Source organism: Gordonia westfalica (assembly GCF_900105725.1).
GTDB classification, from domain to species: domain Bacteria; phylum Actinomycetota; class Actinomycetes; order Mycobacteriales; family Mycobacteriaceae; genus Gordonia; species Gordonia westfalica.
In genome coordinates, this window is sequence record NZ_FNLM01000034.1 from 3,835,783 (window position 1) to 3,860,859 (window position 25,077).

The 25,077-nt window shown below is 69.5% G+C and carries 14 protein-coding genes and 1 pseudogene; 7 read left to right on the forward strand and 8 right to left on the reverse strand.

The window, feature by feature from the left end:
• Window positions 1-7: 7 nt before the first annotated feature.
• Both BLU62_RS23095 and gltB read right to left on the reverse strand, forming a co-directional pair.
• Complete coding sequence (locus BLU62_RS23095) at window positions 8-1,462, reverse strand: glutamate synthase subunit beta (protein ID WP_074852237.1); 1,455 nt, start codon at window positions 1,460-1,462, stop codon at window positions 8-10.
• A complete protein-coding gene (gene gltB, locus BLU62_RS23100) occupies window positions 1,455-6,038 on the reverse strand; it encodes a glutamate synthase large subunit (protein WP_074852238.1) in 4,584 nt (1,527 codons plus the stop codon). The genes BLU62_RS23095 and gltB overlap by 8 nt, the downstream gene beginning before the upstream one ends.
• 585 nt (window positions 6,039-6,623) lie before the next feature.
• Between gltB and BLU62_RS23105 the strand changes: the two are divergent.
• From BLU62_RS23105 to BLU62_RS23120, 4 genes and pseudogenes are all read left to right on the forward strand, one after another.
• Window positions 6,624-7,681: pseudogene (locus tag BLU62_RS23105) on the forward strand (alpha/beta hydrolase fold domain-containing protein).
• A 2-nt stretch (window positions 7,682-7,683) separates the two neighbouring features.
• Window positions 7,684-8,322 (forward strand): response regulator, encoded by a 639-nt coding sequence (locus BLU62_RS23110; RefSeq protein WP_074852239.1) that lies wholly within the window; start codon window positions 7,684-7,686, stop codon window positions 8,320-8,322.
• A gap of 10 nt (window positions 8,323-8,332) precedes the next feature.
• On the forward strand, window positions 8,333-9,622 hold the full coding sequence (locus BLU62_RS23115) for a sensor histidine kinase (protein ID WP_074853186.1): 1,290 nt from the start codon (window positions 8,333-8,335) through the stop codon (window positions 9,620-9,622).
• 156 nt (window positions 9,623-9,778) lie between these two features.
• On the forward strand, window positions 9,779-10,243 hold the full coding sequence (locus tag BLU62_RS23120; protein ID WP_074853188.1) for a hypothetical protein: 465 nt from the start codon (window positions 9,779-9,781) through the stop codon (window positions 10,241-10,243).
• 87 nt (window positions 10,244-10,330) lie between these two features.
• Here the strand turns inward: BLU62_RS23120 and BLU62_RS23125 are convergent, their stop codons facing one another.
• From BLU62_RS23125 to BLU62_RS23135, 3 genes are all read right to left on the reverse strand, one after another.
• The gene (locus BLU62_RS23125) at window positions 10,331-11,050 is read right to left on the reverse strand and encodes a hypothetical protein (protein ID WP_099047879.1); all 720 of its coding nucleotides are present in this window, start codon (window positions 11,048-11,050) and stop codon (window positions 10,331-10,333) included.
• Window positions 11,051-11,286: 236 nt separating this feature from the next.
• Window positions 11,287-13,788 (reverse strand): helix-turn-helix domain-containing protein, encoded by a 2,502-nt coding sequence (locus BLU62_RS23130; RefSeq protein ID WP_074853189.1) that lies wholly within the window; start codon window positions 13,786-13,788, stop codon window positions 11,287-11,289.
• The gene (locus tag BLU62_RS23135) at window positions 13,775-15,472 is read right to left on the reverse strand and encodes an Hsp70 family protein (protein ID WP_074852241.1); all 1,698 of its coding nucleotides are present in this window, start codon (window positions 15,470-15,472) and stop codon (window positions 13,775-13,777) included. The genes BLU62_RS23130 and BLU62_RS23135 overlap by 14 nt, the downstream gene beginning before the upstream one ends.
• Window positions 15,473-15,764: 292 nt before the next feature.
• Between BLU62_RS23135 and BLU62_RS23140 the strand changes: the two genes are divergently transcribed.
• From BLU62_RS23140 to BLU62_RS23150, 3 genes are all read left to right on the forward strand, one after another.
• Window positions 15,765-18,833 (forward strand): IniB N-terminal domain-containing protein, encoded by a 3,069-nt coding sequence (locus BLU62_RS23140; protein WP_074852242.1) that lies wholly within the window; start codon window positions 15,765-15,767, stop codon window positions 18,831-18,833.
• 149 nt (window positions 18,834-18,982) lie between these two features.
• Complete coding sequence (locus tag BLU62_RS23145) at window positions 18,983-20,920, forward strand: dynamin family protein (protein WP_074852243.1); 1,938 nt, start codon at window positions 18,983-18,985, stop codon at window positions 20,918-20,920.
• Window positions 20,920-22,446 (forward strand): dynamin family protein, encoded by a 1,527-nt coding sequence (locus BLU62_RS23150; protein WP_074852244.1) that lies wholly within the window; start codon window positions 20,920-20,922, stop codon window positions 22,444-22,446. The genes BLU62_RS23145 and BLU62_RS23150 overlap by 1 nt, the downstream gene beginning before the upstream one ends.
• A gap of 39 nt (window positions 22,447-22,485) precedes the next feature.
• Here BLU62_RS23150 and BLU62_RS23155 read toward each other — a convergent pair whose 3' ends face one another.
• From BLU62_RS23155 to exaC, 3 genes are all read right to left on the reverse strand, one after another.
• Window positions 22,486-22,968, reverse strand: coding sequence for a hypothetical protein (locus BLU62_RS23155; protein WP_244278292.1), 483 nt, complete (start codon window positions 22,966-22,968; stop codon window positions 22,486-22,488).
• 99 nt (window positions 22,969-23,067) lie between these two features.
• Window positions 23,068-23,493 (reverse strand): DUF779 domain-containing protein, encoded by a 426-nt coding sequence (locus tag BLU62_RS23160; protein ID WP_074852245.1) that lies wholly within the window; start codon window positions 23,491-23,493, stop codon window positions 23,068-23,070.
• 59 nt (window positions 23,494-23,552) lie between these two features.
• Entirely contained in the window at window positions 23,553-25,076 is a 1,524-nt protein-coding gene (gene exaC / locus BLU62_RS23165; protein ID WP_074853191.1) for an acetaldehyde dehydrogenase ExaC, read from the reverse strand.
• Window position 25,077 lies beyond the last annotated feature (1 nt).

Genomic DNA, 25,077 nt, shown 5'->3' on the forward strand with positions numbered 1-25,077 from the left:
CCGAGGGTCAGCGCTGGGCGACCTGGGTCGGCACGATCGGAGCCGGCAGATCCGACGCCCCGGTGAGGAACTTGTCGGCGGCCGCAGCGGCCGAACGACCCTCGGCGATCGCCCACACGATCAGCGACTGACCGCGGCCGGCGTCGCCGGCGACGAACACGCCCGGCTGGCCGATGGCAGCGAAGTCGTTGTCGCGCTTGACGTTCCCGCGGGGGTCGTACTCGACGCCCATCTTGTCGAGCAGGTCCTCGCGCTCCGGTCCGACGAAGCCCATGGCCAGCAGGACCAGATCGGCCTCGAGCTCGAAGTCCGTGCCCTCGACCTTCTCGAAGCGTCCGTCACGCATGACGACCTCGTGCGCCTTCAGACCGGTGACCTTGCCGTTCTCGCCGATGAACTGCTCGGTGTTGACCGAGAAGACCCGCTCGCCGCCCTCTTCGTGGGCCGACGAGACGCGGTACATCAGCGGGTAGGTCGGCCACGGGGTCGACTCGGCGCGCTCGATCGGCGGCTTGGGCATGATCTCGAACTGGTGGACGATCTCGGCGCCCTGGCGCAGCGAGGTGCCCAGGCAGTCGGCGCCGGTGTCGCCGCCGCCGATGATGATGACCTTCTTGCCCTTCGCCGAGATCTGCCCTTCGACGGTGTCGCCGAGCTGGATCCGGTTGGCCTGCGGCAAGAACTCCATCGCCTGGTGGATGCCGTCGAGCTCGCGGCCCGGGATCGGCAGGTCACGGCCGATGGTCGAACCGTTGGCGAGGATGACCGCGTCGAAGTCGGCACGGAGCTGCTCGACGGTGATGTCGACGCCTACGTTGACGCCGGTGCGGAAGACGGTGCCCTCGGCCTCCATCTGCGCCAGGCGGCGGTCGATGTGGCGCTTCTCCATCTTGAACTCGGGGATGCCGTAGCGCAGCAGACCGCCGATGCGATCGGCCCGCTCGAACAGCGTCACGTCGTGACCGGCACGCGTGAGCTGCTGTGCGGCAGCGAGTCCGGCGGGACCCGAACCGACGACGGCCACCGACTTGCCGGTCTTCTCCGAGGGCAGAACCGGGGTGACCCAGCCGTTGTCGAAGGCGTTGTCGATGATCTCGACCTCGACCTGCTTGATGGTCACCGGCGGCTGGTTGATCCCGAGCACGCACGACGCCTCGCACGGCGCCGGGCACAGGCGACCCGTGAACTCCGGGAAGTTGTTGGTCGCGTGCAGCCGCTCGATCCCGTCGCGCCACTGGTCCTTGTAGACCAGGTCGTTCCACTCGGGGATCAGGTTCCCCAGCGGGCAGCCGTTGTGGCAGAACGGGATACCGCAGTCCATGCAGCGGCTGGCCTGCGTCTTCAGGTGCCCCTTGTCGAAGTCGGTGTAGACCTCTTTCCAGTCCAGCAGTCGCAGTTCGACCGGACGACGGTCGGGCAGCTCCCGCTCGGGGTGCTTGAGGAATCCTCTGGGATCAGCCACGTGCGGCCTCCATGATCGCTTCGTTCACGTCTCGCCCGGACTTCTCCGCATCGGAGATGGCCAGCAGCACGCGCTTGTAGTCGCGCGGCATGACCTTGGCGAACTTGGTCTGTGCGGTTTCCCAATCGTCGAGCAGCGCTGCGGCGACGGGTGATTCGGTCTCGGCACGGTGTTCGTCGATGGCTGCGGCGAGGAACTCGACATCCTCGTCGGTGAGCGGCTCGAGATCGACGAGCTCGGTGTTGAGGTTGTCGGCCAGCTTGTTGTCCGGGTCGTACACGAACGCCATACCGCCCGACATACCCGCCGCGAAGTTGCGGCCGGTCTCACCGAGGACGACGACCCGCCCACCGGTCATGTACTCACAACCGTGATCGCCCACGCCTTCGACGACGGCGGTCACACCCGAGTTACGCACGCAGAAGCGCTCGCCCACGATGCCGCGCAGGAAGATCTTGCCCGAGGTGGCACCGAAGCCGATCACGTTGCCGGCGATGATGTTGTTCTCGGCGACGAACTCGGCCGGTGCGTTGCGCGCCGGCCGGACCACCAAGCGGCCGCCCGACAGGCCCTTGCCGACGAAGTCGTTGGCATCGCCCTCGAGGCGCAGCGTGATGCCCTTGGGGACGAAGGCACCGAAGCTGTTACCGGCCGAACCGGTGAAGTCGACGATGATCGTTCCGTCGGGAAGACCCTGTGCGCCATAGGCCTTGGTGACCTCGTGGCCCAGCATCGTGCCCACGGTGCGGTTCACGTTGGTGATCTTCGAGGTGAACGACACGCGGGTACCGTGATCGATCGCCTCGCGGCTCTGCGCGATCAGCTGCTGATCGAGCGCCTTCTCCAGCGCGTGATCCTGCACGCCCGAGCAGTACAGATCCTGGTTCATGAACGGCGATTCCGGCATGGTCAGGATCGACGACAGGTCGAGCTTGCCCGCCTTCTCCGACTTCCAGTGCGCCAGCGCCTTGGTGGTGTCGAGGGCCTCGACGTGACCGACGGCGTCCTGCAGGGTGCGGAAACCGAGGCGCGCCAGGAGTTCCCGGACCTCCTCGGCGATGTACATGAAGAAGTTCTCCACGAATTCCGGCTTGCCCGCGAAACGCTCACGCAGCAGCGGGTTCTGGGTGGCCACACCGACCGGGCAGGTGTCGAGGTGGCAGACGCGCATCATCACGCAGCCCGCGACCACCAGCGGCGCGGTCGCGAAACCGAACTCCTCGCCACCGAGCAGCGCGGCGACGACCACGTCGCGGCCGGTCTTGAGCTGTCCGTCGACCTGCACGACGATCCGATCGCGAAGACCGTTGAGCAGCAGGGTCTGCTGCGTCTCGGCCAGACCGATCTCCCACGGCGCACCCGCATGCTTGACCGAGGTCAGCGGCGTTGCGCCGGTGCCGCCGTCGTGACCCGAGATGAGCACCACGTCGGCATGCGCCTTCGAGACGCCGGCCGCGACGGTACCCACGCCGACCTCGCTGACGAGCTTCACGTGGATGCGCGCCTTGGGGTTTGCGTTCTTCAGGTCGTGGATCAGCTGGGCGAGATCCTCGATCGAGTAGATGTCGTGGTGCGGGGGCGGCGAGATGAGGCCGACGCCCGGCGTCGAACCGCGGACCTCGGCGACCCACGGGTACACCTTGTGCGGCGGGAGCTGGCCGCCCTCACCGGGCTTGGCGCCCTGCGCCATCTTGATCTGGATGTCGGTGCAGTTCGACAGGTAGTGCGAGGTGACGCCGAAACGTCCCGACGCGACCTGCTTGATCGCACTGCGTCGCCAGTCGCCGTTCTCGTCGTGGTGGAAACGACGCGGATCCTCGCCGCCCTCACCGGAGTTCGAACGACCGCCGAGACGGTTCATGGCGATCGCCAGGGTCTCGTGCGCCTCGGCGGAGATGGAGCCGAAGCTCATCGCACCGGTGGAGAAGCGCTTCACGATCTCGCTTGCGGGCTCGACCTTCTCGATCGGGATCGGATCGCGATCACCGAAGTTGAAGTCGAACAGGCCGCGCAGCGACGCCATCTTCGCGGACTGGTCGTCGACCAGCTTGGTGTATTCCTTGAAGACCTTGTACTGGCCGGTCCGGGTGGCGTGCTGGAGCTTGAACACCGTGTCCGGGTTGAACAGGTGGTACTCGCCCTCGCGGCGCCACTGGTACTCGCCGCCGACCTCGAGCTCGCGGTGGGCGCGCTCGGACGGACGCTCGGAGAAGGCCAGGGCATGTCGCACGGCGACATCGGCGGCGATCTCGTCGAGACCGATGCCGTCGAGCTGGCTGTTGAGCCCGGTGAAGAACTCGTCGACCGTCTCCTGCGAGAGGCCGATGACCTGGAAGAGCTGTGCGCCGGTGTACGAGGCGATGGTCGAGATGCCCATCTTGCTCATCACCTTGAGCACGCCCTTGGCGGCGGCCTTGATGTAGTTCTTCCGCGCGGTGGCGAAATCGATGTCGCCGAGCACGCCGCGCTCCACCATGTCCTCGATGGACTCGAAGGCCATGTACGGATTGACCGCTGCCGCACCGAAACCGACGAGCGTGGCGACGTGGTGGACCTCGCGGCAGTCACCGGACTCGACGATGAGGCCCGCACGGGTGCGCTTGCGCTCGCGCACCAGGTGGTGGTGCACGGCCGCGGTCAGCAGCAGCGACGGGATCGGCGCGTAGGTCTCGTCCGATTCACGGTCCGACAGCACGATCAGGTTGGCGCCGTCCTCGATGGCGGCGCTGGCCTTGGCCCGGATCTCGTCGAGGGCCTTGCGCAGACCGGCACCGCCCTCGGCGACCGGGTAGAGGCCGTGGATGTGGACGCTGCGGAAGCCCGGCAAGGCGTCGTTGCCGTTGATCTCCACCAGCTTTGCCAGCGTGTCGTTGTCGATGACCGGCTGCGGCAGCGCGATCTGACGGCACGACTCGGCGGTCGGGTGCAGCAGGTCGGCCTCGGAACCGATGGTCGATCCGACGCTGGTGACGACCTCCTCGCGGATGGCGTCGAGCGGCGGGTTGGTGACCTGTGCGAACAGCTGCTGGAAGTAGTCGAACAGCATGCGGGGTCGCTGGGAGAGCACGGCGATCGGCGTGTCGGTGCCCATCGAACCGAGTGCCTCGGCGCCGGTCTTGGCCATCGGCGCGACCAGGAGGTTCAGTTCCTCGGTGGTGTAGCCGAACACCTGCTGGCGCAACGCGACCCGGTCGTGCGGCATGTGCACGTGCGGGGCCGCCTCGATGTCGTCGACGGCGACGAGGCCCTTCTCGAGCCACTCCGCGTACGGGTGCTCGGCGGCCAGTTCGTCCTTGATCTCCTCGTCGTCGACGATGCGGCCCGCCGCGGTGTCCACGAGGAACATGCGGCCCGGCTGCAGACGCATCTTCTGTACGACGTCGGAGTGGTCGATGTCGAGGACGCCGACCTCGGAGGCCATCACGACGAGGCCGTCCTTGGTGACCCAGATGCGGCTGGGGCGCAGACCGTTCCGGTCGAGCACGGCGCCGACGACGTTGCCGTCGGTGAAGCACACCGACGCCGGGCCGTCCCACGGCTCCATGAGCGCCGAGTGGTAGCGGTAGAACGCGCGGTGCTCGGGCTTCATCGACTCATGACGCTCCCAGGCCTCCGGGATCATCATCAGGACCGCGTGCGGCAGGCTGCGTCCGCCGAGGTGCAGCAGTTCGAGCACCTCGTCGAAACGTGCGGTGTCCGACGCACCGGGGGTGCAGACCGGGAAGATCTTCGACGCGGCGTCGGGACCGAAGGCCTCGGTGTCGATGAGCGCCTCGCGGGCACGCATCCAGTTCTCGTTGCCGGTGACGGTGTTGATCTCACCGTTGTGGGCGACGCGACGGAACGGGTGCGCGAGCGGCCACGACGGGAAGGTGTTGGTGGAGAAGCGCGAGTGGACGAGGCCCAGCGAGCTCTCGACGCGCGAGTCCTGCAGATCGACGTAGAACTCCCGCAGCTGCGGGGTCGTCAGCATGCCCTTGTAGACGAAGGTGCGGCCCGACAGGCTCGGGAAGTAGACGGTCTCGCGACCGGGGCCGTCGGCGCCGGCGCCCTTGTTGCCGAGCTCGTACTGGACGCGCTTGCGCACCACGTACGCGCGGCGCTCGAGTTCCATGCCCTCGGCGCCGGCGATGAAGACCTGGCGGAAGGTGGGCATCGCGTCGCGGGCGAGCGCACCGAGCGAGTTCTCGTTGGTGGGCACCTCGCGCCAGCCGAGCAGGGTCAGACCCTCGGACTCGATGACCTTCTCGACGCCCTCGCAGGCCAGGCGGGCGTCCTCGGAGCCCTGCGGCAGGAAGGCGATACCCGTCGCGTAGCTGCCCTCGGCGGGCAGCTCGAAGTCGACCGTCTCACGCAGGAAACGGTCGGGAACCTGGATCATGATCCCGGCGCCGTCACCGGTGTTCGGTTCGGCACCCGCGGCACCGCGGTGCTCGAGGTTGACCAGGGCCATGATCGCCTTGTCGACGATGTCGCGACTGCGTCGTCCGTGCATGTCTACGACGAACGCCACGCCGCACGAGTCGTGCTCGTTGCGTGGGTCGTAGAGACCCACCGGTCCCGGAGCCTGCTTCATATTCGCCTCACTTTGCGTGCGGAGGGTGCACGCACTAACCGTCGTCAATGTTTTGGGGGCCACCCCGCCTGTATCACCGGCTCCGTTGCCGGCCTTGCTTTCCGGACCTCAATGTCCCGTCGCCCTGCGGACCTCGCTGTCCCCACAGCGTCGTCGTCATCCACCCCCAAGGGGCTGACCTGGGGCAGAGCCGACAATCACAAAGGCGGTGGCCCCGTCAGCGCCGTTGCTGACGGAATTTCGGGCCGCATCGTCGGGGCCCGAACACCCTGCTCATCTCGGCTTTGCGCGCAGCACTACAGAGGGCGCCCGCGGGCTGCCGTATGAGCATTGTGGGTCATTTTTCCACGTGGGGTGCCCACTATCGAAATCCGGCTACCACAACGGCCTCGATACTGCACGTCAGGGAGAAATCGGGCGTGTACGGACATCACCGCGAGAACCCGTCGAAGTGAGCTGACGGCCTTCTGTACGTAACGAGATGGATCCGACGAGAGCGCCACTCGATCGCGGCGCGGTCGCGGTCGGGTTTCGGGCGGCACGATCGGCGCGCATCGGACATCGGAGACCGCTAGCGTCTGGGTGATGAGCGTCACCATGCCCGCGGGCGGTGTCCCCGGCGGACCCGCGGAAGACCACCCTTTCGGACGTCTGGGTGTCGATCCCCACGGCTCGCGGCGGTCACGGGCCGTCAACGCCTATCTCGCGCGCGTCACCTGGCCGATGATGCTGGCCGCGCGCCGGAGCCACCCCAGGGTGACCGCGCAGATGATCCAGCGGACCCGCCCGGGACTGAACCGCACCATCGAACGGCTCAATCCACCACCGTCGGGACGCAGGTCGGGCTGGTGAGGGAGACCTTCCGCGGGGGCCAGATCCGTGGTGAATGGGTGACGGGCCGGCGAGCCGCGGACCCCCGGCCCGGCACCCGGATCATCTACTACCTGCACGGCAGCGGCTACGTGGTGTGTTCGCCCCGTACGCATCGCGGGCTCGTCGGGCGGCTGGGCAATCTGACGGAGCTGTCGGCGTTCAGCCTCGACTACCGGCTCGGTCCCGAACATCCCTGGCCGTGCGCGGGAAACGACGCCATCCGCGGATACCGGTGGCTGCTCTCTCAGGGCTATCGGGCCGAGGACATCGTGATCGCCGGTGATTCGGCCGGCGGGCACCTCGCGCTCGACATCCTCGCGGTCAACCACGCGACCCGCACGCCGCAACCGGGTTCGATGGTGCTGTTCTCCCCGCTCTACGACCCGACTTTCGATCTCGCCGTGGACAATCAGCGCAGCGGTGTCCACGATCCGATCATCAACGCGATCACCGCCCGCAAGATCCTCCGTCTGTACACGCGCACCGCCGATCCCGACCATCCGCGGATGCGCATCCGCCTCACCCCGGAGATGACCCTCCCGAAGACCCTCATCCAGTACGGATCGCTGGAGGTCATGGGCGCCGACGCCCGGGCCACCCACGACGAGATCGTCGGCGCCGGAGGCGTTTCGGTGATCCAGGCGTGGCCGGACCAGGGGCACGTGTTCCAGCTGATGCCGCGGTTGTCCTCGGAGGCCCGGCAGGCGGTGGAGACCGCGGCCCGGTTCATCACCGTCACGGCGCCCATCCGGACCGAGTCGGCGAGCTGAGTGTGGACGAACTCGTCACCGCGGTCGTCGTCGACGATCACCCGTTCTTCCGGGACGGGGTGTCGCGGGGTCTGACGAAGAGTGGCCGGGTGCGGGTGGTCGGCGAGGCCGCGGACGGCGCCGCCGGCCTCGAACTCATCCGACGGGAGAATCCGGACGTCGCCGTCGTCGACCATCAGATGCCCGGGATGACGGGTGTGGAGCTGGCACATGCGGTCACCCGTGACAAGCTGCCGACGCGCGTGCTCCTGCTGTCCGCGGTCACCGACGGGCCGATCGTGTTCCGGGCGTTGCAGGAAGGCGCCGCCGGTTATCTGTCGAAGGACGCCGACCGCGACGAGATCGTAGGCGCGGTGACCCGGATCGCCCGAGGAGACACGGTGGTGCCCCCGGCGCTCGCGTCCGGTCTCGCCGGTGAGATCCGCGCCCAGACTCAGCGCGACGCGCCGGCCCTCAGCGAGCGCGAGCGCCAGATACTCGCCGGGTTCGCTCGGGGACAATCGATTCCGCAGGTCGCCGCCGAGCTGTACATCGGCGCCTCGACCGTCAAGACCCACACCCAGCGTCTGTACGAGAAGCTCGGGGTCTCGGACCGCGCAGCCGCGGTGGCCGAGGCGATGCGTCGTGGCCTTCTCGAGTAGCCGGCGTGTGATACGCAACTCCGACGTCGAGATCGCCGGGCTGACCGTCTATCTCGGGTTCGGCGAGTTCGCCGACGAACCGCGGATCCATCGCATCCTCGTCGACCACGTGCTCCGCGGCATCCGCATCCAGGTTCTCCTGCGACTGTTCTTGGCGCTCTTCGTGCTCCTGACGGTCTGCCTCGATCCGCCCGACCATGCGACGGCGTTCAGCGTCGTCACCGCCGTTCTGTACGCGGCGTGGTGTATCGCCGGGGCCGTCGTGGTGCGGCGCCACGAGGCGTGGATGGTCCGCTACTCCTGGATCGCGTTGCCGATCGACCTACTGCTACTGACGATCCTGGCTGTCGTCGCGGGTATGTCCAACGAGGTCAGCTGGACCACCGACGCCCTGCTCACCGGATTCGCCCTGGTACCGATGATCGCGGCCATCTCGCTGCAGCCGCGCCTGTGCGCGATCGTCGTGATCGCGACCGTGGTGGTCTATGCCGTCTCCAACATCCTCGCCCGGCAGTCGAACGGCGAACCGTGGTCGATCATCGTGTTGCGCGTGCTCGTCGTGTCTGCCCTGGCCGTCGGTGCGATCCTGTTGTCGCAGTTGCAGCGTTCCCGCGTGACGACCATCGGATCGCTTGCCGCCGAACGTGCCCGGCTGCTCGACGCCACGATGGAGATCGAGGAACGCGAACGACGAGACCTCGCCGACAATCTGCACGACGGCGCTCTGCAGTATCTGCTCGCGGCTCGGCAAGAGCTTGCGACACTGCGTGATTCGGCCGATCCGGTGACACTGAACCGCGTCGACGGCGCCCTGCGCGATTCGGCACAGCTGCTCCGCTCGACGCTGAGCGAACTGCATCCGGTGGTCCTCGAACAAGCCGGGCTGGCCGTCGCCCTCACCGATCTCGCATCCTCGTACGGCAGCCGCGCAGGCGCTCCGGCGATCTCCGTGGACACCGCCGCCTGGCCGTCGGAGCTGCGCACCTCCGCCGACTCCCTGCTGTTCGCCGCGGCCCGGGAACTCCTCACCAACGTGCTCAAACACGCGGAAGCCGACACCGCGGAGGTCACCGCCGAGTTCGACGACGGGGTCGCGCGGCTGGTCGTCGTCGACGACGGCGTCGGACTGCCGGAGGACGTCGGGGTCGAGGAGCTGATGCGTCGACGACAGGCGGCCGGCCACATCGGGCTGGCGTCGCGGCGGGTCCGCATCGAGGGTGTCGGGGGCACGTTCTCGCTGGCCACGAGGCCCAGCGGCGGGACGGTTGCCGTCGTCGAGGTACCGGCGCGCGAGGTCTGAGGGTCCCGTGTCCACCGATCGGGGGATGGGAGATTCCACCGGTCCATCACCCGGTCGGCGGAATCCCGGCGCGGCCTTTTCCGAGGAAAGTCATTGGTGTCACCGGGACAACCCGGAACAACCACACAGAACCTCACCAGAGACTCGGAGAAGACCATGAAGATCGCGTCCCGCATCGCAGCCGGCACCCTCGGACTCGCCGCAGCCACCGGAATCGCACTCGGCGCCGCCGGAGCAGCACACGCCGGCACCATGCCGATCACCCGCCCGGGCGAGCCGACGGTCGCGATGACGATCACCAACCACACCAACAAGCCCGAGTACCTGATCGGCAGCAACGCCGACGGCGGTCAGTGGGTCAACGCACCGCAGAAGGTCCTCTACCCCGGTGCCAGCGAAACCATCACGGCCGTCGCACCTTTCAACAACCACCTCGACGTCAATGCCATGTACCGCATCGGAGCGTTCGGCCCCACCGCCAATTACCAGCTCACCAACCACAAGTTCAACGTCAACACCGGAATGAGCGGGATCTGGGGACCGCAGTCCCAGCAGTACTGGATGAACAGCCACATCGACACCGGCTTCCCGCAGGCCAATGTCGGATTCGACCAGTGGTGAGTGGAGGACGCCTGCTGATCACCGGAAAACACTCCGGGCCCGCAACCGAAAGGTCGCGGGCCCGGAGTGTTTTCGAGGCGGCTCTACTCAATTCATGGGGAAGATGTTCTCCAGCGAGCCGAAGGCACCGCCGGCGCCCGTGGCCGCGAAGTTCGTGGTGCAACCGTTGAACGAGACGTTGTCGACGTTCACCTTGCCGGCAGGCGTCGCGGCCGGCGGCTGGCTCGAGATGCCGTAGTGGTCCACCACAGTGGTCTTGCCTTCACTGTTCGCGGCCTTCACGAAGTCGGCCAGCGTGCCCTTCGTGTTCTTGGGTATGCCGGGCAGGTCGCGGGTGGCCCACCACTGATTCGACGCCGCGGCGTCCGCGGTCTTGCCGGCACCCTCGGGTGCGGTCCACACCAGGGTGAGGAATCCATCGCCGGCACCCGTGTTCGCACCGGTCACGCGGATCTGCCAATTGGCCTGCCCCGCGGACTTCTCGAAGGTCAGCGCCTTGCTGCTCGTCACCAGGTCGGCGAGCGGAAGCCGGCCGGCGCCATGGTACGACGCCTGACGCGGTGTCTGCTCGGTGGTGACGAATTCGAGCGAGCCGTCCTCGTCCACCACCTGCGTCGCAGTCACTTTTCCTGCCTGACCTCGTTCATCACCGAATGTGTTTCCCCACCCGGCTGGGTTACCGGGGGTCGATTGCTTCGCGCAATTCGCTTCGGATACCGGCGCGGCATTCGCTCCGGCCGGTGCGATCAGGCCGGCAATGCCAAGAGCTGCACCAATCGTGGTAACACGAATGAGATTTCGTTTCATATTCGTTTGCCTCCATATATATTTCGGCTCACGGGCTTGACCGAACGTAACAACGGGCTTCGCCGAACGTAACAAACGACAACGCAAGTGAACACCCCTGTTGTCGAATGCATCACACATTCAATTTCACATAATTGCCAATGCAATTCGTCGACTCTCGACAATCCCGACAGATCGCCGAATTCTCGTATTGTCCCGCAGCACGACATATCCGACCGACTTTTCGGTGGTGGGAGTCAGCCGCATCCGGCGGCCCGTAGTGCCGACATCAACTCCGAGCGCGATCCCGCACCCAGTCGACGTCGAATACGCGACACATGGTGCTCGACCGTCTTCGGCGAGATGAACAGACGCGCACCGATCTCCCGATACGTGAACCCCTGCAACAGCTCTCGGCCCACCTCGGCTTCCCGCTCGGTCAGCACACCGTCGATCGGTCGGGGGCGTCGTCGATCCGCGTCGACCGAATGGGCGGTCTCCAGAAGGTTCGCGGCAGCACTCGGGTCCTCGGCGCGTAACGCCGCAACTCCCGCCACACGTACTGCCTCCCAGTCCAATCCGTTCGATCGCAGGGCTGCGACCGCAGCGGAGACCTCGTCGTCGGTGATGCTCCCCACCCGATCGAACGTGAGTGCCGACCACGTGCGGGCGGCCATCGCCAGGCCTGACGCCCGCGCGTACGGCGCGGTCGCGGCGTCGAGGTGTCGTTGTCGCTCGGCCGCGAGCTGACCGTCGGCGGCGATGACGGCTGCTTGTACTCCGGCGAAATGCCAAGGAGCCGACCACGTCACCGGGTTGTCCAGCGTGTCGAGCAATCGATCGGCCGTGATGATGTACCGCTCGATCGAGGCGGCGTCGGCCAACCGGGCGGCGGCCTGCCAGTACTCCGCGAGCGGACGCAGTAGATAGAGGTCGACCTCGGTCGCGGCGAGCAGTGACAAGCCCTCCGGCCACAGCGCCGTCAGCGCCGGGACGTCACCGTTGCGACGCGCCAGGCCGAGGCGGATGGCGTGGATTCGGAGCCGGTCGACCATGCCGCCGGGTTCGGTGGTCGGCAGCAGACGGGTGACTGACTCGAGGTCACCGCCGGCCAGCGCGATCTCGGCGTCGAGCAGGGTACCGTCGGCGGAGTCGCCGACCGCTCCCCGGAGTGTCCTGGCCGCATTCAGGTCGCCGCCGTTCAGCGCGAGCGCGACGGCCGCATGCAACGTACTCGAAGCGGCCGGCCCCGTCCTGCTCGTCGCGGCGGCGAGTCCACGGACCACGAGGTCGACGCCGTCGCCCAGACCGTCGTCGGGGGACCCGACCGAGGTGAGCAGACCGCGGATCGCCAGCGAACGCATCGCGCGGGCACCCACCGGCGGCTGCCCGTCATCCGCTGCGGCGATCGCCGAGGCGGCCGCCCGGTCCCCGACCGCCAGGAGCGCGGTCACCGCCGAGAGTTGCTCTGCGACGATGCGATCCGATCCGAGCCAGCGATAGAGATCCGCCGCATGGGATGCGAAGCCGCGGTGTGCCGCGACCACCGCCGCGACCCCCACCCAGTGCTCGATCCCCTTCTCACCCGGGTCAGCCGTCTCGAGCCGGGTGTCCGCGACGACACCGGCCCCGTCGACGTCACCAGACGCCAACGCGCGCTGAGCCATCAGGAGACGGACGTCGTCCCGCCCCGGTTCGACGCGATCGGCGGCCCGCAGCAGGACCACCGCACGCGCGGCGGTGGCATCAGCCGCACCGGCGAGCAGGGTGTCGACGAGCCGCGGGTCCTCGACCCCGGACTCCGCGGCGTGCAACGCGTCGTCGGCGGTCAGCTCGGTCGACCGCAGTCGCACTGCGACCGACGCGCGACGGAGCTCGTCGAGTCGCCGGCCTCCGAGAACGGCGTGCAGGGGATCGCTTGCGGCGGAGACGAGGACGTCGGCTCCGCGCAGCAGACCACTTCCCCGCGCGCGGTCCAGTGCCTCGAGCGCCGCGTCCCGCGGGACATCCAGCGTCTCGGCGAGGCTGTCGGGGTCCAGCGGTCCCCGTACCGACGCCAGGGCCAGGACGGACAACGTCGTCGGGTCGAGCCCCCGGAGGAGCCGATGGTGGTGGTCACGCGCCACGCCTTCGACGACCGCCATCGAATCGACCGTCTCCCCGGGTGCGGCGGCCACTGCCGCCTCCCGGATCGCCAGCAGCGCGGCGGTCACGACGGTGCGCGCTCCGCCGCAGCGTCGACGGATCTGAGACGCGGTTGCCGGCGTCAGGTTCAGACCGCCACGAGCCGCGTCGGTGAGCACGTCCGCGGTGCTCACCGGGCCGAGTTCGAGGAGCGTGCCGGAGCGTCGGGCGAGGTCCAGGACCCGTCGGAGGACCTGGTCGGTGTCGCGGGGCTCGGTCGTGGCGACCAGCGCGATGGTTCCGGCGTCGACCCTCGCGGTCATCCGTGCGACGAGGTCACCCGGCCAGGTGTGGAGGTCGTCGGCGAGTACGACCGGCCGTCCGGACGACACCTCGTCCGGCGGCATGCCGACGCTGACCGCGACGTCGAGAACTCGCAGTCGCTCGTGCACGACCTTCACCAGATCCGTACGTCCGCTTCCCGGTGTCCCGACGACGACGGCACACAGCGGGAGCTGGGCCCGGGCACGGTCGAGGATGTCGTCGACCCAGTCCGACGCGAGGGCGGGGTCCCGGCGATCGACGAGTGTCGGGGTCGGCGGCGTCGACGCTCGCCCCGCGTCAGCAGATGACACCGGTGACGCCACAGAGGACCTGACCGGTACCGTCGAGGACCTTGCCGGGCACCTGCAGTACACCACCCGGGGTGATTCCGCCACCGCCTGAGCCCTCTCCGGGGCTCGGCTCGGGGGAATCCGCCGGGGGGTTCTCGTCGGGCACGGGCGAGGTACCGGGGTTCGACGGCGCCGGCGGAGCCGCCGGCGCAGGGGTCTGTCCGCCGGGCGCGGGTGCCTGACCGCGGGGAGTGGTGGTCCCGGGCGCCGGCGAACCGGCACTCGGCGCGGCGACCGTCGTCCGGCGTGGGGCGCCGGTGCCCGGGGCCGGAGTACCCGTGTCGGTCGCGGCGTCGGCGGTGCGAGTTCGCGAGTCGGCTCCGGCCACGGTCGGAGCAGGAGCCCCGGGTGTGACCGGCGCCGACCCGGCCGACGTGGTCACCGCACCGGCGGGAGGCGGCGTCGCCTCGCCCGTGGATCCCACCAGCCCCGTCCCCACCGAGAGTCCGGTGGCCGAGACCAGCACCAGCGCGGCGGCGCCGGCGGTGATCAGGATTCCGCGCCGGCGACGGGACAGACGAGGTGCAGGTGCCGTGACCGGAGTGCTGGGTGCCGGTTCGATCTCGCGCAGCGGACGGTCCCCCGGCAACACCGCGAGCTCCTGCCCGGGAACACCGACCGTCGGCGCGAGGTCATGCGCACCGAACGCGGCAATGCCGATCAATGCGGCACCGGCCGCGGAAGCGGTCGCGGGCTGGGGGTCGAGGATCACCGGCACGCGCAGGGTCGAGGACAGCACCTCGGTGACGAGCGGGATGGACGCGCCCCCACCGCCGAGAACGATCGCCGAGACGGGGACCCGGTGGCCTCCCGCCTGGTCGACGCCCGCACCGGCCAGTGCCTCGCGGATCACTGCCACCGACTCCGCGATGAGTGCTCGCACCAGGTCCTCGATGTCATCGCGGACGAGCCGTGCGACGGTCGTCGCCTCTCCCACCCGGACGTCGACGACCGCGTCGGTGTCGACCGACAGCGATTCCTTGGCGCCGCGACACTCGGCCCGGAGACGAGTCAGATCATCGAGCGCCGACGAGGCACGGCCCGGATCGGAGAGCTCGGCGTCGACGCCGGTGACCCGCAGTGTGTGTCCGAGCAGCAGCCGGTCGAATTCGTTCCCGCTGACGGAGTCGACGCGCAGCGGCCGGCCCACCACGTGGGGTTCGGTGCCGGTGGCGAGGACGGTGACGGTCAGACCGGATGCGCCGAGGTCGTAGCCGATCACCAGACCGTCACCGAAGGCACCCTCGCTGTGCTCGATCGCCGCAAGCGTCGCAAGCGATTCCGCCACCCAGCTGATCTCGGACGCGGGCCCGCCGTCGCGCGCGACCAACGCCGCACGCGCCTCGTCGACCGCCTCCGGCGTCCAGGTGTCGGGATGCACCACGGTCAGGTGAGCAACGGAGTCGTCGGCCTGCTCGAGTCGGGCGACGAGCTCGGCGACCGCCTCCGCGTGGATCTGCGCGGCAGACCGGCTTCGTCCGTGGTCGTCGAGCACCGGTACCGGATCGCCGACGCGGTCGAGGAAATCGGCGACATCCACCAGGGCGGCGGTCTCGGCGGAGAGCGAGCTCTCCCACGACTGCTCCGAGGCGACGACCGCGACACTGTTCGCGCTCCCGATCTTCACACCGATCGCGATCCCCATGTCGGTCAGCTCCTTGTCTGATAACGCGTGCCGCGGCCTGCGCGACCGTGCACTTCAAGGAGTGTGTCGCCGACGGCCATCGGGTCGTTAGCGTTTCGACGACGATTAGGGGGAAACTCCCCTGTCCCTATCCCTCCGCGCCCCGGCGACGCCGGCCCCGGGGGCCCGGCCCCCTATCGGCCATCGCGGCCAGGACTGGGGATTCACCCCGATGTCCCGGACCGCGCCGGCACCTAGCGTCGGACTCGACACGGGATCGAACTGCGATCTCCCCGACGCAAGGAACGACGCCATGCCGACCAATGCGGTACTCGACTTCATCCTCGGTCTGCTCCGCGACGAGGACGCGTTCAACAGCTACTGCGGCAATCCCCAGGCCGCGATCGACCGCGCCGGGCTCACCGGGATCACGCCCGCACACATCTCGGCTGCGGCTCCGCTCGTCGCCGACTCCGGACTGGCCGCCGGTGGTGCTGCCGGCGGCGGCCTGGGCGCCATCATCGGGGCCGGCGGTGGCGTCGGCGGAATCGGCGGCGGGGCGATCGGCGGTGCCATCGGAGGTGGCGCCGGCGGCGGATTCGGGTTCGGTCTCGGCGGACTGGGCCTCGGCGACATCAACGTCGGTGGCGGTGACATCAACCTCGGCGGAATCGGCCTCGGCGACATCGACTTCGGCGGCTTCCTCGGTGGGATCGGGCTCGGCGGAGTCGACCTCTCCGGTCTCTCCCTCGCAGACCTGGACCTCGGCGGAATCGCTTTCGGCGACCTCGACCTGGCCGGTCAGCTGGCCGTCGCTCTCGGAGCTGCCCTGTCCGCCGGACTCGGCGCCGGCGGCGACGTGGCGGCACAGTTCGGCGCCGCGCTGGGTGCCGCCCTCGACACCGTGGTCGCCGGAGGCCTCGAACTGAGTGCCGGCGCCGGACCGCTGATCGCCGGCGCGCTGGCCGGCGCGCTCGACGCCGACGGCGCGTTGGTCGGTCAACTCGGCGCATCCCTCGACGCCGTCCTCGCCGCGGGCGCCGGCCTCGGACTCGGTGGCGGGCTCGCCGCACAGCTGTCGACGGCGCTCGGCGCGGGCGGCCAACTCGCCGGCGAGTTCGGTGCCACCCTCGGCGGGCTGGTCGGCGCCACCCTCGGTGCGGGCGGTGCGCTCGGTGCCGACCTGTCCACGGCGCTCGCCGCCGGACTCGGTGCGGGTGGCGCGATCTCCGCGGTCCTCTCCGGTGCGCTCGGCCTCGGTGCCGACCTGTCGGGCGATCTGACCGCCGCCCTCACCTCGACGCTCGACGTCGCGGGCGACCTGTCCGCGACGCTCTCCGGACTGCTCGACGCGCAGGCCGTTGCCGACCTCTCCGGCGAGCTCGGCGCAACCCTCACCGGGGCGCTCGGCTCCACCCTGGCCGCGGGCGGCACGGCCGCCGCGTCGGTCGGCACCGCGTTGGGAGTCGCACTGACCTCGAGCGCAGCCGCCGCCGGCGGATTGGCACTGACCGGTGCCGCCGGCGCGAACGCGGTTCTCGGCGGTGCGCTGACCGCGGTTCTGGGTGTCGGTGGAGGTGCACAGGCCGGTCTCGCGGCGACGCTGGAGTCGGTGCTCGCGGCCGGCGGCCTCGTCGACCTCGAGTCGACGCTCGCGGCGGGCGGCGACCTGGGGGCGACCCTCTCCGGCGCACTCGCCGCGGGCCTCGAGGCCGGGGGCGAGGCCGCGGGCGCACTGGGCGCGGCACTCGGCGGCACCCTGGCCGCGGCGCTGGACGGTGGCCTCGCGGCCGAACTGACCACCGGTCTCGGCGGGGCACTCGAGACCGGTCTGGGTCTCGGGTCGGGACTGGGCGCCGGCCTCGGCAGCGTCATCGAGGGCTCCGTCGGGGGCGCCCTCGAAGGCGGACTGAACGTGGTCGGCGGCCTGGGCGGCGAGCTGGGTGCCGCACTCGGCGGGCTGCTGTCGGCCGGCGCCGGGTTGGACACCGCGTTGAGCACCGTGCTCAGCGGCGTCCTGGGAGCAACGGCCGGTGCCGATCTCGGAGCCGCGCTGGGCGGGGCACTCGAGCTCGGCGGCGTCCTGGGCACCGATCTGACCGGTCTCCTCGACGCGGACCTCACCACCGATCTGGCCGCCCAGCTCGGCGCCGCGATCGGCGGCGGCGGCGAACTCGCTGCCGAGCTGGGTGCCGCGCTCGGCGGGGTTCTGGGCGCAAGTACAGGCGTCGACGGCATCCTCGACGCCGCGGCCGGAGCCGGCCTCGGTGTCGGCGAACTGCTGGCCGCCGACCTCGGCGGCGCGCTCGGCGTCGACGGTGCCCTGATCACCCAGCTCGGCGGGGCACTGGACGCCGCACTCGCGGCGGGCGCCGATCTCGGCGTGGTCACCGAGACGGCCACCGACCTCACCGGGACGCTGGAGACGGTCCTGGGCGCCGGCGGCGACGTGGGAGCCGACGTCGGCGCTTCCCTGGGCGCCGTTCTCGGTACCGCACTGAGCGGCGAGCTCGGCGGCGACCTCGCCGGCGGACTGGCAGGCGGAGCGGACCTCGCCGGCGCGCTGAGCAGCACGCTGAGCAACGCCCTCGAGGTCGATCTGTCGGCCACCAACGGCCTGGTCACGACCCTGGACTCGACACTGCAGGCCACGGGTGGTCTCAGCAGCGTGCTCACCGGTGAGCTCGGCGCGGTGCTCAACCCGAGTCTTGTGATCTCCCCGGAAGACGGCATCAGCGTGGGCGCCCCGATCCTGACGACCGCCGGACTCGGTGGCACCGTCGCCGGCGATCTCACCGGCACCCTGGAGACCGGACTCGGCGGCGGACTCGCCGGGCTCGGGACGACGCTGGACGCCGGGGTCGGGTCGGCCCTCGACAGCGGCCTGGGCCTCGGCGGTGATCTGGGGCTCGGCGGCGGTCTGGGTCTCGGCGGTGGACTCGGCCTCGACGGAGACCTCGGCCTCGACAGTTCACTCCCGGCGGAGATCACCGGCGACCTGACGACCGCAGTCTCCGGCGCGGCCGGCGGCGTGGTGAACGTCGGCGGCGACGCAGGCGGTGCGATCGACTCGACACTGGGTGGGACCCTCGACGCGACGACCGACGCCGTCGGCGGTCTCGGCGCAGAGCTTCCCGGCGCCGAGGTTCCCGGGGACTTCTCCGGCGCTCTGACCGGCGGCGGCGAGGCCGGCGTCGACCTCGGCGGCGCACTGGACTCGACGGTCGGGGGTGTGGCCGACACGACGAGCGGACTCACCGGCGACCTGACCGGTGGTCTCACCGGCGACCTGACCGGCGGGCTGACGGCTGGGCTGGGCGCCGACTCCGATGCCGGTGCGGCCGCTTCCGGAGACGTCGACGCCGGACCGGACGCCGGCTGACCCCACCCCGATGGATTCGCCCCGGCATCGCCCGACGGCCGCATCAACGGCCGCGGGTGGTGCCGGGGCCGACCTCGCTTCCGCGGCGGACCCGCGGACACGCACAATGCCGACCGTGCGCACCGGCTCACCACTACCGTGAGGACATCATGACCAGTTCACCCGCCGAATCCCCGCAGGCCGGCGTCGCGCAGGTCACCGCTGCCCCCGGTGCCGTGTCGACCCCGAATCCCCCGTCGACCATCGGCGAACTGCTGACCACCATGTCGGACGTGGCCCGGGAAGCCGGCCGCACCGACCTCGTGACCCGACTCGACGGCGCGCGGACCCGCATCTCCGACCCTCGCCTGCGGATAGTCGTGGTGGGACAGCTCAAACAGGGGAAGAGCCACTTCGTCAACGCGTTGCTCGACCTCGACGTGTGCTCGGTGGGCGACGACGAGACGACCGCGGTGCCGACGGTGATCTCGCACGCCCCCGAGCCGACCGCGCACCTCGTCGTCGACGGTCCGTCGGCCGACAATCGCATTCCGATTCCGCTCGAGGCGATCGGTGACATCACCCCCGACTCCCCGCTCGCCGGCGGCCGGGAGGTGTTGCGCCTGGAGATCGGTGCGCCCGGACCACTGCTGGCCGACGGTCTCGTCCTCGTCGACACCCCCGGCGTCGGCGGGCACGGACATCCTTACGCCGCAGCGACATTGGGCATGGTCGCGGCCGCCGACGCCGTACTGGTGCTGTCGGATGCCAGCCAGGAGTTCACCGCACCCGAGATGGCGTTCCTCCAGCAGGTGATCGGCCTGTGCCCGACCGTCGCCTGTCTCATCACGAAGACCGACCTGTATCCGCACTGGCGGGCCGTCGCCGAGGCCGACCGCGCCCACCTGCGGACCGCCGACATCGACATCCCGGTGTTGCCGGTCTCGTCGGTGCTGCGCACTCACGCGCTGCGTCTGAACGACGAACAACTCAACACCGAGGCCGGCTTCCTGGATCTCTACCGCTACCTGCGCGAGCGGGTGGTGGCCACCGCACGGCAGGCGGCCCGCGGCGCCGTCGCCACCGATCTCCGGGTGGTCAGCGAACATCTCGCCCTCACGCTGGGGAGCGAACTGGCCGCACTCCGTGATCCGGACACCGCGAACCGAGCCGTCCGGGCACTGCACGAGGCCAAGACGGATGCCGAGGCGATGCGCCGGCAATCGGCTCAGTGGCAGCAAACGCTGGCCGACGGTGTCGCCGACCTCGCCGCCGACATCGATCACGATCTGCGCGACCGTCTGCGCGCGGTCACCCGTGAGGCCGAACGCGCCATCGACGAGGGCGATCCCGGCGTCGACTGGGAGCAGCTCAGCGAATGGCTGGCCGACCAGACCGCGGCGGTGATCGGCGACAACTTCGTGTGGGCTCACGAGCGGTCGGTCTGGCTCGCCGAGCGGGTCGCCGACCATTTCGCGGCCGCCGGGCAGAGCTCACTCCCCGACGTGGACATCGCCGATCTGACCGGGGTGCTCGACTCGGTGGCCGAACTCGCCGAACTCGACAGCGGCAAGGTCGGAGTCACGCAGAAACTGCTGATCGGGATGCGCGGTTCCTACGGCGGGGTGCTGATGTTCGGGCTGATCTCGACGATGGTCGGCATGGCGTTGATCAACCCGGTGTCGGTCGGCGCCGGACTCCTGTTGGGCACCAAGGCCTATCGCGACGACAAGCAGGCGAAGGTGCTCGAGCGGCGCGCCAAGGCGAAGGTGGCGGTGCGGGCCTTCACCGACGACGTCAGTTTCCAGGTGGGCAAGGAGTCCCGCGACCGGTTGCGGGTCATCCAGCGCGTGCTGCGCGACCATTTCAGCTCGGTCGCCGAACAGACCGCCCGTTCCATCTCCGAATCCCTCAGTGCCGCACAGTCGGCGGCCACGTCCACCGAGTCGGAGCGTGCCCGGCGCACCGCCGAACTCGAGGCCCGGCTGACCGCGGTCGCCGCGCTGCGCAAGGCCGCGGATCATCTCGACCCAGATCAACTCGGCCCGGATCAACGCGACGCACCTCGACCGACCTCCGGTCGCCCCGCCTCGGAGCAGCCCCGCTGATGGCCGGGATCGATCGTGCGCGTGGCTTTCTCGACGCCGCCCGCGGCGCCCTGTCCGGCGACCCCGGCGCGCAGGTGGAGCTCGACCTCTGCGAACGCCGGCTGTATCAGCCGGTGCGGGTCGCGCTGGCGGGTTCACTGAAGGCCGGCAAGTCCACATTGCTCAATGCACTTGTCGGGCAAGACATCGCACCGACCGATGCCACCGAGTGCACGCGGGTCGTGACCTGGTATCGCAACGGTCGGTCGCCGTCGGTGACCGCACACGTCGACGACGGTCGTGCCGTCGGCATCCCGGTGACCCGCATCGACGGGCGGCTGGGTTTCGACTTCGGACGCCTCACCGCCGAGCAGGTCGACCATCTGGACGTCGAATGGCCCGCCCGCGCACTGCAATCCACGACGATCGTGGACACGCCGGGCACCGCGTCGTTGTCGACGGAGTTGTCCGACTCCACGATCCGCCTCCTGGCGCCCGTGGACGAGTCCGGGGGCGATGAACCCCGGGGCCGGTCCGGCGTCGACGCGGTGGTCTATCTGCTGCGGTCGCTCACCGCCACCGACACGGCGATGCTGCGACGCATCGGCACCGCGATCGGCGGGTCGTCGGGTCCGCTGGGGGTGATCGGCGTCGTCTCCCGCGCCGACGAGTTGGGTGCTGGTCGGATGGACGCGATGATCTCCGCCCAGCAGATCGCGGGACGCTTCGCCGGCGAACTCGAACGGACCGGTCTCTGCCAGGCCGTGGTCCCCGTCGCCGGACTCCTCGCGCTCGGGGCGCGGACGCTCCGCGAGGTCGAGTTCCGGGCGCTCGCGCAGCTCGCCTCGACGCCCGGCCCCGAACTCGAGGCCGCATTGCTGACGATGGACCGTTTCGCCCGCCCGGACATCCTGCCCCACATCCCGGCCGAACTCCGCCGGTCGCTGGCCGATCGGTTCGGGGTCTTCGGCATCCGGCTCGCGGTGACCCTCATCCGCTTCGGCGCGACGTCGTCGACCGCGTTGGCCGCCGAACTCGTCGAACGCAGTGGCCTGTCGGAATTGAGCGCGATCATCGACACCCAGTTCGCCCAGCGCGCCGAGGCGCTCAAATCCCATTCGGCGCTGGTGACGCTCGATCACCTGCTCGCGACGCAGTCCTCGACACAGGTGCGCGAACTGCGTGCGGCGGTCCGCCGGGAACTCGCCGACGTGCACGGCTTCCGGGAATTGCGACTGCTCAGCAACATTCGCGTCGGCGGTCTCGACCTTCCCGCGGATCAGATCGCCGAACTCACCCGTCTTATCGGCGGTTCGGGGATCGACCCGGCCACCCGTCTGGGTCTCCCGGCGGGGATCGACGCGCCCGACCTGCGCGCATCGGCGATCGAGGCCGCTCGCGCGTGGCGTTCCCTCGCCGGCCATCCGCTGATGGCCCCGGACGTCGCGTCGGCATGTCAGGTGGCGGTCCGGAGCGCCGAGGGAATCGTCGCCGGCCTCGACGAGGAACCTTCCGGGACAGCAGGATTCAGCGCAGAGAGGCACTGACCGCGCGGGTGAACGCGACCCCGGTGGCGATCAGCGCGATCACCGCCGCGGCCGCCGGCACCCACTGCACCGGCGTGGGCAATCCGGCGTCGGCAAGCCCTGCCGCCGACGGTCTGACGGTGAGGTGGAAGCCCACCGCGCCGGCGGTCGCGACCAGCGCGCCGGCCACCAGCATCGTCCGCCCCGACCGACGCCCGGCCCACAGCAGCGCCGCACCCGCCGCCCCAGCACCACGACGACCAGGGCGACACAGGCGCCCACGAGCAGCGAGACGTCCACGGCGCGGCCGGCGTCGGTGCCGCTCTCGGGATGCTCGCGGATCAGGTCGGCGGCCAGGACAGCGCGGATGTCGTCGAGCGAAGCCACGACGACCACCACCGTGACCACGGTCAACGCGATGGTGACGATCCAGCCCAGCACCGCCCAGCGGACGGCTCCCACGCGTTCGGTCGACCGTTGCGGACGCATCGGCGTGATGGCCACGCGCGGACGAGGTGGTGGTGTATCGCCGGAGATCGACATCCTCCGATGGTATGCGCTCGGCGACGTCTTGCCGGGAAACCGAGAATGCGTCGTGAGTATCGGATTTCGACACTCACGACGCACTCTGCGGAAGTCTCCTCAGTCGCCGACCGTCGCGCCCGTCAGCGGCGGCGACGCGGCGAGGAGCTGGTTCTCCTCCTCGGTGAAGGCCCGCGCCCGCGAGAGGAACCGCACGCCTTCCGGCGCTTCGAGACTGAACCCCGCGCCGCGTCCCTTCACGACGTCGAGGATGAGCTGGGTGTGCTTCCACAACTCGAACTGGTCGCCGTTGATCCAGACCCGCACGGCGGGAATGGGTTCGGGGAGCTCGATCTCGCCGACCAACACGTCGCGCTGGCCGACCCGGTACTCCCCCACCGGATAACACATCGGGGCCGAGCCGTCACAGCACCCACCGGACTGGTGGATCATGAGTCCGCCGTGCAACTCCGACAGTTTCGTCAGGAGCTGCACGGCGGCGTCTGTGGCGACCACCCGATCAGGAGCACTCTGTTCGGTGGTCATTCTCAATCACCTCCCCCGCCCCCTGAGGAGCGAGCTTGCGAGCGTCTCGAAGGGTCAGATCAGAAGAAACCCTTCGCGTTCTGGGCGTAACCGACCAGAAGGTTCTTGGTCTGCTGGTAGTGCTCGAGCATCATCAGGTGGTTCTCGCGGCCGATGCCGGACTGCTTGTAGCCGCCGAAGGCCGCGTGCGCCGGGTAGTCGTGGTAGGTATTCGTCCACACGCGACCGGCCTGGATCTCACGTCCCGCACGGTATGCGGTCGCACCGTCGCGACTCCACACGCCGGCACCCAGGCCGTACAGGGTGTCGTTGGCGATGTGCATGGCGTCGGAGAAGTCCTTGAAGGTGGTGACCGCGAGGACCGGGCCGAAGATCTCCTCCTGGAAGATGCGCATCTTGTTGTTGCCCTGGAAGACGGTCGGCTTGATGTAGAAGCCGTCGGACAGGTCGCCGCCGAGATCCGCGGCCTCGCCGCCGGTGAGCACCTCGGCACCCTCGTCCCGGCCGATGGCGAGGTACGAGGAGATCTTCTCGAACTGGTCGTTCGACGCCTGCGCACCCATCATCGTGTCGGTGTCGAGCGGGTTGCCCTGCTTGATCTTCGAGACGCGGTCGACGGCCTTGGCGATGAACTCGTCGTAGATGTCCTGCTGAATCAGCGCGCGGCTCGGGCAGGTGCACACCTCGCCCTGGTTGAGCGCGAACATCGAGAAGCCTTCCAGCGCACGGTCGAGGAAGCCGTCGTCGGACGCCATGACGTCGTTGAAGAAGATGTTGGGGCTCTTGCCACCCAGCTCGAGGGTGACCGGGATCAGGTTCTCCGACGCGTACTGCATGATGAGGCGGCCGGTGGTGGTCTCACCGGTGAAGGCGATCTTGCGGATGCGGTTGCTCGAGGCGAGGGGCTTGCCGGCCTCGACGCCGAATCCGTTGACCACGTTGAGAACACCGGCGGGCAGCAGGTCGCTGATGAGGCTCACCAGGTAGAGGATCGACGCCGGGGTCTGCTCGGCGGGCTTGAGCACCACCGCGTTGCCGGCGGCGAGAGCGGGGGCCAGCTTCCAGACGGCCATGAGGATCGGGAAGTTCCACGGGATGATCTGGCCGACGACGCCGAGCGGCTCGTGGAAGTGGTAGGCGACGGTGTCCTCGTCGATCTCGGAGATCCCGCCCTGCTGGGCGCGCAGCGCACCGGCGAAGTAGCGGAAGTGATCGATGGCCAGCGGGATGTCGGCGGCGAGGGTCTCGCGGACGGCCTTGCCGTTGTCCCAGGTCTCGGCGACAGCGAGCTTCTCGAGGTTCTCCTCCATGCGGTCGGCGATGCGCAGCAGTGCGAGGGAACGCTCGGCGACGGGGGTCTTGCCCCACCCGGGAGCGGCCTTGTGGGCGGCGTCGAGGGCGAGGTCGATGTCCTCTGCGGTCGAGCGCGCGACCTCGCAGAACGTCTTGCCGTCCACCGGCGACGGGTTCTCGAAGTACTGGCCCTTCACCGGCGGGGTCCACTGGCCGCCGATCCAGTTGTCGTAGCGCGACTCGTAGCTCATCACCGAGCCATCGGCACCGGGCTTTGCGAAGACGGTCATG

Bases quoted from the DNA above. Each gene is read 5' to 3' on its own strand.
- BLU62_RS23155 (WP_244278292.1), bottom strand. From the start codon at position 22,968: ATGTCGATCTCCGGCGATACACCACCACCTCGTCCGCGCGTGGCCATC.
- exaC (WP_074853191.1), bottom strand. From the start codon at position 25,076: ATGACCGTCTTCGCAAAGCCCGGTGCCGATGGCTCGGTGATGAGCTAC.
- BLU62_RS23145 (WP_074852243.1), top strand. From the start codon at position 18,983: ATGACCAGTTCACCCGCCGAATCCCCGCAGGCCGGCGTCGCGCAGGTC.
- BLU62_RS23160 (WP_074852245.1), bottom strand. From the start codon at position 23,493: ATGACCACCGAACAGAGTGCTCCTGATCGGGTGGTCGCCACAGACGCC.
- BLU62_RS23150 (WP_074852244.1), top strand. From the start codon at position 20,920: ATGGCCGGGATCGATCGTGCGCGTGGCTTTCTCGACGCCGCCCGCGGC.
- gltB (WP_074852238.1), bottom strand. From the start codon at position 6,038: ATGAAGCAGGCTCCGGGACCGGTGGGTCTCTACGACCCACGCAACGAG.
- BLU62_RS23120 (WP_074853188.1), top strand. From the start codon at position 9,779: ATGAAGATCGCGTCCCGCATCGCAGCCGGCACCCTCGGACTCGCCGCA.
- BLU62_RS23125 (WP_099047879.1), bottom strand. From the start codon at position 11,050: ATGAAACGAAATCTCATTCGTGTTACCACGATTGGTGCAGCTCTTGGC.
- BLU62_RS23140 (WP_074852242.1), top strand. From the start codon at position 15,765: ATGCCGACCAATGCGGTACTCGACTTCATCCTCGGTCTGCTCCGCGAC.
- BLU62_RS23135 (WP_074852241.1), bottom strand. From the start codon at position 15,472: ATGGGGATCGCGATCGGTGTGAAGATCGGGAGCGCGAACAGTGTCGCG.